We start from the raw sequence: 7,386 nt of genomic DNA, 5'->3' as shown, positions 1-7,386 counted from the left end.
ACTGGGGGCGGTGGCGGGAGGGCGGGCGCCGGCCCGACACCAGCAGCGCGGCGGGCGCCGCGCCCGCCCGCTCCAGGCGCCGGGCGGTCTCGAACGCCAGCTCCGCGCCCATACTGTGCCCGAACAGCGCGAGCGGCAGCGGGCCCGCCGCGAGCGGCAGCAGCTCTGCGGTGACCAGGTCGGCCAGGTCGGCCAGGTCGGCGACGGGGGGTTCAGCCAGCCGGTCCTGCCGGCCCGGGTACTGCAGCGCCACGACGTCGACGAAGGGCGCCAACGCGGCGAGGTTCGTCGACATCGGGGTGTAGTAGGTCGCCGGACCCCCGGCGTGCGGGAAACAGACGAGGTGGACGCGGGACGTGTCACCGGAGTCGGACACCCGGTGGAAACGACGGATCCAGGGAGACGCGTAACCGGCTGCTGGCATGGTTTCCTCCGCTCACAGAGGGGCACGGCAAGGGCAGCGTCCGAGACGTGTGCGGCGTCGCGAACACGATCGATAGAACCTTATTCCGCCCCGGGGCCCGCTTCTCCGGCAGGGAGCCGAACGGGCGGTGCGGGTGCGTCGGCGGGCCGCGGCCACGCGCCTTCGGGGCGCGCCCCCACCTGCGTTTTCTCCCTAATGGAGATTCGCGGCACCGAAAACACGAAAAGGATTCAAATAACGGCGGGCGCGGGTAACGCGGCGGCGGGCGGGATGTGACGGGAGTAACGCCCCGTCACCGCTCGTGCGAAAGGCCGTCCCAATTGCGGCGCGGAAATGCGGCGGCGCCGTACGCCGCCGGAAAACGGCCCCGGGCGTCCGCGAGTCCCGGAGAAGGCGCGCCGCCCCGCGATTCCCGAGCCGAGGCGGCACCCCGTCAGAGGGAGGCGGCCGGGTCCGGCGGCGTCTCGCCGGGAGCGGCCGCGCGGGCCGCGAGCACGTCCGCCGCGTCCGCCACGAGCTTGCCGAACACCTCGGGCTGGTCCAGGTTCACCATGTGCCCCGCCCGCGGTACCGTCAGCAGCCGGCCGTCCGCGCACGCCTGGAGGAACTGCCGCTCGTGGATGCGGAAGTGGTCGCGGACCCCGTTGATCAGCCACACCGGTCCCGGGTACGACGCCAGCAGGCCCAGGACATCGAGGTTGACGACCTCCTCGATCACCGCCCGCGCCGCCTCCATCGCCAGCCCGCCGTCCAGCACCGCCGCGGCCCCGTCGGCGGGCAGTGTCAGCCGGTGGAAGCGGGAGTTCACGGCCAGGCCGCGGTCCGGCAGCCGGTCCAGGAGCGCTGTCGGGATCCGGTACATGTGCGCCAGCGCGTTCACCGGGCGGGCCGAGCACGAGACCGCCATCAGCCCGGGCACCCGGTCGGGATACGCCGCGGCCGCGGCGATCGACACGAACCCGCCGAGCGAGAGCCCCACCACGAGCGCCCGCCCGCCCAGCTCGTCCACGGCCGCGCGCACGGTCGCGACCGCGCCGCCGAGCGTGAAGAGCTCGCCGCGCCGACGCCCGTGGCCGGGCAGGTCGGGGGCGAGCACCCGCCGGCCCTCGGCGCGCAGGGCGTTCACCTGGGGGCGCCACATGCTCGCCGACACCCGCAGGCCGTGCACCAGCACGATCGGCATCCGCCCGTGGGCCGGACGCTCCGCGGGCGTGCGCGGGGTGCCGGGGGCGGGGCGTGCGCCGTCCGCGCCCCCGCTCCCGGTGTCGTCGCTGTCCCTCGTCATGGTCCTCGCCGCCCACCGCTCCCGTCAGAGCGCCGTCCGCCGTCCGAGGCGCACGGTCAGCCGCCGGTCCGGACGAAGCTGTCCACGTACCCGCCCCACGCCTCGCCCTCCCAGCTGATGAAGAGCCGGTCCCCCTCCGGGTTCGTCTCCACGGTGCCGCGTTCGCGGCCCGGGCTGCCGCCGGGGCAGTCGAGGGTGATGACGGTCTCCCCGCCCTCGGTCGACAGCGATCCGGGGCAGGAGAGGGGGCCGCTCGTGGTGACCTCGTCTCCGGAGACCACCATGGTCGCGATCTCGCTGCCGTCGACGATCGACTCCCAGGTGCCCGCGGGCCCGCCGCCGGGTGCCGCGTCCGAGGACGCGGACGCGGCGGCGGGCGGCGGGCTGCCCTCCCGGGCCGGCGCGGTCTCCTCCTGCTCCGCGCCACCGCCGCTCCCGCCGCAGCCGGCCACGGCCATAGTGGCCGCCAGGGCGAGTCCCGCGGTGCGTACTGCCGTTCTCACGATCGTCCTTCCGTCCTGCTGCGAACACCGGTCGACATACCCGGTCGATGCTGCGAAGATACGCCAACCCTCGCCCGCGCCGTCCGTGTGCGGCCCGGCCGGGCGGCGGTCCGGCGCGGTGCGCGGCGTCAGCCGACCCGGAACGCCTCCAGCATGCGGACCAGCGCGGTTCTGACGTGCTCCAGGTCCGTGGCCTCCGTGGAGGCGGCCAGCCACAGGGCCGCCTCGTTCATCGCCCCCGACAGCAGCCGGGTGAGCGGCGCCACCGGCTGCGGTGCCATCCGCCCCTCCTCGACCAGCGCCGCGATCGCCTCCGCCAGATGCCGGGCCGAGGCCGCCTCGTCGAGCGCCCGCCACTCCGACCAGCCGAGCACGGCCGGGCCGTCGACGAGCATGATCCGCTGGGTCTGCGGAGCCGTGCTGGCGGTGAGGAACTCCTGGCAGCCGGCGACCAGGCGGGTCCAGGAGTCCTCATGGGCGTCGGCGGCCGCGGCGACCCGGTCGGCCACCTCCTGCTGGACCTCCGCCAGGACCGCGCGGAAGAGGTCGGCCTTGCCGCCGAAGTGGTGGTACAGGGCCCCCTTGGTGACCCCGGCGGCGTCGACGACCTCCGCCAGGCCCACCGCGGTGTAGCCCCGGAGGGCGAAGAGGCGCCTGCCCTCGCGCAGCAGGGCCCGCCGGGTCGCCTCCCGCTGCCGTGCCCGGACACCGTCGGCCATCGCGTCTGCTCCCGTCCTTTGACATACCGAGAGTATGTCAGTAGGTTCGTTTCACATACCGAAGGTACGCGAAAAAGGGGTCGAACCATGCTGACCAGCTACTATCCCGTCATCTGCACACCGCTGCTCCAGGAGTCCCGCGACTTCTACACCCGGCTGCTCGGGTTCGAGACGACGTTCGCGGCCGACTGGTACGTGAGTCTGCGCCGGCCGGGACCGCAGCCCTGCGAACTCGCCCTCCTCGACCCCGGCCACCCCACGCTCCCCGAGGGCTACCGGGTCCCGGTCAGCGGACTGCTGCTCAACTTCGAGGTCGACGACGTGGACGCCGAATACCAGCGGCTCGTCCGACGCGAGGGACTCCGCCCGGTACTGGAGCTGCGCGACGAGGACTTCGGGCAGCGGCACTTCATCGTGGCCGACCCCTCCGGCGTCCTGGTCGACGTCATCACCCCCACCACCCCCGCGGCCGAGTACGCCGGCAACTACGTCCAGTCCTGACGCGGCGCCGCCGCCGGGCCGCCTCAGTCCTTGTACACCACGGTCACCGGCGCGTGGTCGGACCAGCGGCGGTCGTAGCTCGCCGCGCGCTCCACCCGCGCCTCCCCGGCCCGCCGCGCCAGGCCCGGCGTCGCGACGTGGTAGTCGATCCGCCAGCCGGTGTCGTTGTCGAAGGCGCGCCCCCGGTAGGACCACCACGAGTACGGCCCCTCGACGCCGGGGAAGAGCCCCCGCACCACGTCCACGTACCCGGCCTCGTCGAACACGCGCGACAGCCACGCCCGCTCCTCCGGCAGGAACCCGGAGTTCTTGCGGTTGTTGCGCGAGTTCTTCAGGTCCGCCTCCCGGTGCGCGATGTTCCAGTCACCGCACACGACCAGCTCCCGCCCCTCGGCCTCCACCTCGGCGCGCCGCCGCACCAGGTACGGCAGGAACGCCGCCATGAACCGCTCCTTCTCCGCCTGGCGGTCCGTGCCCACCTCACCGGAGGGCAGGTAGAGGCTCGCCACCGTGACGTCGCCGATGTCGCCCTCCAGGTAGCGGCCCGCCGCGTCGAACTCCTCGCTGGCGAATCCGATCCGCACTCCGTCCAGGGCCGTCCGGCTGTACAGCGCGACCCCCGCGCGGCCCCGGTCGCCGGCCGGAACCAGGGTCACGTGCCAGCCCTCGGGCGCGGCCAGCGCCGGGGGCAGCTGCGCGTGCTCGACCCTCGTCTCCTGCAGGCACACCACGTCGGCGTCGGTGCCGGCCAGCCACTCCAGGAACCCCTTGCGGGCCGCCGCGCGCAGGCCGTTCACGTTCACCGTAGAAATCGTCATCACCACGACCAGCAGCGTAGCCAACCGCGGGGACCGGGGCCGGCCGCACCGCGGCCGGCCCCCTATCAGGGGTGCAGCACCACCTTCGTGTAGCCCGCCTCGCGCCGGTCGAACCTCTCGTAGGCCGCCGGCGCCTCCTCCAGCGGCAGTTCCTTGGTGACCACGAAGGACGGTGCCGCGCGGCCCGCGGTGATGAGGTCGCGCAGCTGCCGGTTGTACCGCTTCACGTTCGCCTGCCCGGTCCCCATCCGCAGGCCCTTCTCGAACAGCCGCCCCATCTCCAGCAGCAGCCGGCCGCGCCTGGCGTCCTCGGTCGGCCCACCGGGGTCCGCCGGCAGGTAGAGGCCCGGGACACCGAGCGCCCCCGTGGGCCGGACCGTGTACACCAGCGCGTTCAGCACCGCGGCCGGCTCCTCGCGCCCCTCCCCGGTGCGGGCCTGCGCCTGGTAGCCGACCGCGTCGATGCCGGCGTCGGTGCCGCCGTCCGTCGCGTCGCGGATCCGCTCCGCCGGATCGCCCTCGGTGAAGTCGACCGGCTCCGCGCCGATGGACTCGGCGAGCCGCAGCCGCTCGGGCACCCGGTCCACCACGAACACCCGCGACGCGCCGCGCAGCAGCGCCGAGTAGGCGGCCATCAGCCCCACCGGGCCAGCGCCGTAGACCGCCACCGTGTCCCCGGGCGCCACCCCCGCCAGCTCGCAGCCGTGGTAGCCGGTGGGGAAGATGTCGGCCAGCAGCGCGTAGTCGGCCTCGCGCTCCGCGCCCTCCGGAAGCGCCAGGCAGTTGAAGTCGGCGTAGGGCACCCGCAGGTACTCCGCCTGACCGCCCCGGTACGGGCCCATCGCCACGTAGCCGTAGGCGCCGCCGGCGAAGCCCGGGTTCACCGTGAGGCAGTAGCCGGTGGCCCCCTCCAGGCAGTTGCGGCAGAAGCCGCACGCCACGTTGAACGGCATGACCACGCGCTGCCCGACCCGGACCGATGCCACGCCGGAGCCGGCCTCCTCGACCACGCCGAGGTTCTCGTGCCCGAACACGATGCCGGGCTCGGCGGCCGTACGCCCTTCGTACATGTGCAGGTCGGACCCGCAGATGCAGGTCGACGTCACCCGGACGATGACGTCGCCCGGATGCTCGATCCGCGGGTCCGGCACGTCACGCACGGCCACGTCGAACGGCCCCTCGTACACCAGTGCCCTCATCGGACTCCTCCTCGCGAGCTGGGACGGTCCCCCTGCCCGGCCCCCTACCCGGCGGCCGGCGGCGCATCCGGGTGCCAGGCCCGCGGGTCCGCGCCAGGGGCCGCCTCCGGAGCGGCCGGGCCGCCGCCCGCGAGCTTGCGCAGCACCCCGTACGTGCGGTTGGACCGCGCCGCCTCCCGCTGCGCGGCCGCCGTCACGTCGATGTAGGACTGCGACGAGGTAATGGAGGAGTGCCCGAGCAGCCGCATGATCTCGGTGACCGACGCCCCGTCCTCGGCCAGCCGGGTCGCGAAGGTGTGCCGCAGCGCGTGCACCAGGGTGCCCTTCGCGACCCGGTCGTGCACCCCCGCGTGCCGGTAGCACTGCTTCACCAGGTACTGCAGGCCGCCCCGCCGCAGCGCCGCGCCCCGGTTGTCCACCAGCAGCGGGTCGGCGCCGCGCAGCGGCGCGCCGAACCGGTGCCGGCGGGTCCGCAGGTACTCCTCGATGAGGGCCTCCAGCGGCTCCTCGATCGGCAGGGACCGCGTCTTGTCGCCCTTGCCGACCACCCGGATGCGCCGCTCACCCGGTCGCCCGCTCAGCGACTCCAGCCGCAGCGACAGCAGCTCCGCGGAGCGCAGGCCGGTCAGCAGGGCCAGCGCCAGCACGGCCAGGTCCCGCTCCGGCCACGGGTCCCGCGCCTTGCGGCACCCGGCGGCCAGCGCCTCCAGCAGCCGCTCGGGGGTGTCCTCTCCCATGAGCGGCTTGGGCTGGCGGGGCTTGAGCCGCGGCCGGTCCACCGCCGGCATCGGGTTGCCGGGAACCAGGCCCTCGGCCACCAGGAACCCGAAGAACTGGTTCCAGGTCGACCACGCCCGCGTCACGCTGGAGGCGGCCCGGTCGGTCGCGAAGTCGGCGAACGCCCGCCGCAGCAGCCCGCCCGACAGGTCCGCCAGGCGCAGGTCCCGCACCGCGCACCGCTCCGCCGCGGCCGCGCACCGCAGCACCGCCGTCAGGTCACGCTGATAGGCGGCGAGGGTGTGCGGCGACGGCTTCGCCGGCCGCCGCGCCACCAGGTACTCCTCGACGGCGTCGACCGCCCGCATCGGCGACGCCCCGCCGTGTTCACTGTTCCCGCTCTCGGCCACAACGCTCATACCCCCAACCATGGCCGATTCCGGTACCCGGGGGCACCGCCGACGGGCCGGAAAACCGCGGGGGCCGCGGGCCGGAACCGCCGAAGCGGCGGGCGGTTCCGGCCGCGCGCGGGGGAGCAGTGCACCGAACCGGGATGATCACGACTGGTTTAGCCTTGGGGCAACGCCCCGTGGCGGGCGCGACGCGAACCACGACGAGGGATACCGAGGGAGACGATGTCGGCGACGCGGCTGCTGGTCCTGGGTGTGGTGCGCCGGCTGGGACGGGCGCACGGCTACCTCGTACGCTCCGAACTGCTCTCCTGGGGCGCCGAGGAGTGGGCCAACGTCAAGTGGGGGTCGATCTACCACGCGCTGCGGCAGCTGACCAAGGAGGGGCTGCTCGCCTCCACCGAGATCACCGAGTGGCCGGGCCGGGTGGACTACGAGGTGACCGAGGCGGGTGACGCCGAGTTCCTGCGGCTGCTGCGGGACGCGCTGCGCGGGCCCGACCACCGGGCCGACATCCTGGGCGCGGGGCTGGCGCTGCTGCCGGCACTGCCCAGAGCCGAGGCGGTCGAGCTGCTGAGAGCGCGGCTGGCCGCCCTGGAGGCGCAGCACGAGGAGGTGGCCGCCCGGCTGGAGCGGATCGCCACCGGCGGCGGCGATCCGCATATCCGCGAGCTGCCGGGACTGCGGATGCACGGCATCGACAGCGCCGCCGAGTGGACCCGCGGGCTGATCGAGCGGCTGGAGGCCGGCAGCTACCCGATGGCCGGCGACGAGGCGGACGGGCGCCCCGCCGCGCCGCGCGGCTGACCC

9 protein-coding genes are annotated in these 7,386 nt (G+C 74.5%); 2 read left to right on the top strand and 7 right to left on the bottom strand.

Annotated elements, in window-relative coordinates; genetic code table 11:
* The 4 genes from DEF28_RS24365 to DEF28_RS24350 all read right to left on the bottom strand — a co-directional run.
* On the bottom strand, nucleotides 1-424 hold a 424-nt coding region (locus tag DEF28_RS24365; protein ID WP_147281090.1), incomplete at its 3' end, for a thioesterase II family protein.
* A gap of 433 nt (nucleotides 425-857) precedes the next feature.
* Nucleotides 858-1,607 (bottom strand): alpha/beta fold hydrolase, encoded by a 750-nt coding sequence (locus tag DEF28_RS24360; protein ID WP_114400452.1) that lies wholly within the window; start codon nucleotides 1,605-1,607, stop codon nucleotides 858-860.
* Between the two features lie 158 nt (nucleotides 1,608-1,765).
* Nucleotides 1,766-2,212, bottom strand: a complete 447-nt coding sequence (locus tag DEF28_RS24355) for a hypothetical protein (RefSeq protein ID WP_147280256.1) — start codon at nucleotides 2,210-2,212, stop codon at nucleotides 1,766-1,768.
* A 128-nt stretch (nucleotides 2,213-2,340) separates the two neighbouring features.
* Nucleotides 2,341-2,931 (bottom strand): TetR/AcrR family transcriptional regulator, encoded by a 591-nt coding sequence (locus DEF28_RS24350; RefSeq protein ID WP_114400448.1) that lies wholly within the window; start codon nucleotides 2,929-2,931, stop codon nucleotides 2,341-2,343.
* Between the two features lie 87 nt (nucleotides 2,932-3,018).
* On the opposite strand from DEF28_RS24350, the gene DEF28_RS24345 reads away from it, so the two are divergent.
* Nucleotides 3,019-3,432 (top strand): VOC family protein, encoded by a 414-nt coding sequence (locus tag DEF28_RS24345; RefSeq protein WP_114400447.1) that lies wholly within the window; start codon nucleotides 3,019-3,021, stop codon nucleotides 3,430-3,432.
* 23 nt (nucleotides 3,433-3,455) lie between these two features.
* Here the strand turns inward: DEF28_RS24345 and DEF28_RS24340 are convergent, their stop codons facing one another.
* The 3 genes from DEF28_RS24340 to DEF28_RS24330 all read right to left on the bottom strand — a co-directional run bounded on the left by DEF28_RS24340 (nucleotide 3,456) and on the right by DEF28_RS24330 (nucleotide 6,534).
* Entirely contained in the window at nucleotides 3,456-4,250 is a 795-nt protein-coding gene (locus tag DEF28_RS24340; protein WP_114400451.1) for an exodeoxyribonuclease III, read from the bottom strand.
* Nucleotides 4,251-4,315: 65 nt separating this feature from the next.
* Nucleotides 4,316-5,449 carry a glutathione-independent formaldehyde dehydrogenase gene (locus DEF28_RS24335; protein ID WP_114400446.1) on the bottom strand — a complete coding sequence of 378 codons (1,134 nt, stop codon included), beginning with the start codon at nucleotides 5,447-5,449 and terminating at the stop codon, nucleotides 4,316-4,318.
* Between the two features lie 44 nt (nucleotides 5,450-5,493).
* Entirely contained in the window at nucleotides 5,494-6,534 is a 1,041-nt protein-coding gene (locus tag DEF28_RS24330) for a tyrosine-type recombinase/integrase (protein ID WP_114400450.1), read from the bottom strand.
* A 267-nt stretch (nucleotides 6,535-6,801) separates the two neighbouring features.
* Between DEF28_RS24330 and DEF28_RS24325 the strand changes: the two genes are divergently transcribed.
* Entirely contained in the window at nucleotides 6,802-7,383 is a 582-nt protein-coding gene (locus DEF28_RS24325) for a PadR family transcriptional regulator (protein WP_114400445.1), read from the top strand.
* Nucleotides 7,384-7,386: the final 3 nt, after the last annotated feature.

The sequence above is a fragment of the Marinitenerispora sediminis genome (assembly GCF_003336425.1).
Taxonomy (GTDB): Bacteria; Actinomycetota; Actinomycetes; order Streptosporangiales; family Streptosporangiaceae; genus Marinitenerispora; species Marinitenerispora sediminis.
Note: the sequence above shows the minus strand (reverse complement) of the source record. Positions and strands in the feature narration are given on the sequence as shown.